Origin of the sequence: Borrelia hispanica CRI (assembly GCF_000500065.1) — a bacterium.
Classification (GTDB): Bacteria; Spirochaetota; Spirochaetia; order Borreliales; family Borreliaceae; genus Borrelia; species Borrelia hispanica.
Window position 1 is genome coordinate 1 of record NZ_AYOU01000009.1, and the last position, 595, is coordinate 595.

1 protein-coding gene and 1 pseudogene are annotated in these 595 nt (G+C 26.4%); one reads left to right on the plus strand and one right to left on the minus strand.

The window, feature by feature from the left end:
• A partial coding sequence (locus U880_RS11930; RefSeq protein ID WP_326942968.1) for a BBA14 family lipoprotein occupies window positions 1–111 on the plus strand: 111 nt, incomplete at its 5' end.
• 32 nt (window positions 112–143) lie between these two features.
• Here the strand turns inward: U880_RS11930 and U880_RS09595 are convergent.
• Window positions 144–595 (minus strand): annotated as a pseudogene (locus tag U880_RS09595) (ERF family protein); the annotation flags it as partial.

Here is a 595-nt window from a genome sequence, read left to right on the forward strand (position 1 = left end):
CATACTGTTGAGAATTTAAAGTTCAATATCAAATTATTTCAAGATTATATCACCATCACTAAACCTATTGCTCAAGATGTATACAGGAGATATTCAAAATTGAAAAATTAATTATTTAAGCCCCTGATGGGGCTTATTTATTATCAAGTTAACCTGAATAAACACTGGAATTCTCTGCTCATAGACATTTGACTAAATAATTTTAATGGACTATTTCCAACTTTATTTAAATCAAATGCCATAAATATATTAAACTTCTCAAGATTACTTAAATCCCTACTACTTTTAGTAAAGTATTCTTTAATTAAATTACACCAATACTCAATACTCTTTAACGTTTTATTTTTATCAAAGTATTCAAGTAATTTAGAATCATCTCCCGCTTTAACAGACTCAAGATAATCGTTTATTTCTGACAAACTACTAAATGGTTTATCACTTAAAAACCTATACATATTTCTTGATGCTATTAGTAAGTTTTGATAACAATAATACTTAGTAGGAACAGATTTATTTATATCTTCTCCAGAATTATGATTAACAGATTGTATTTCAATTGTTGCTTCAGGTGTTGAATTATTTATTTCTTCCGATC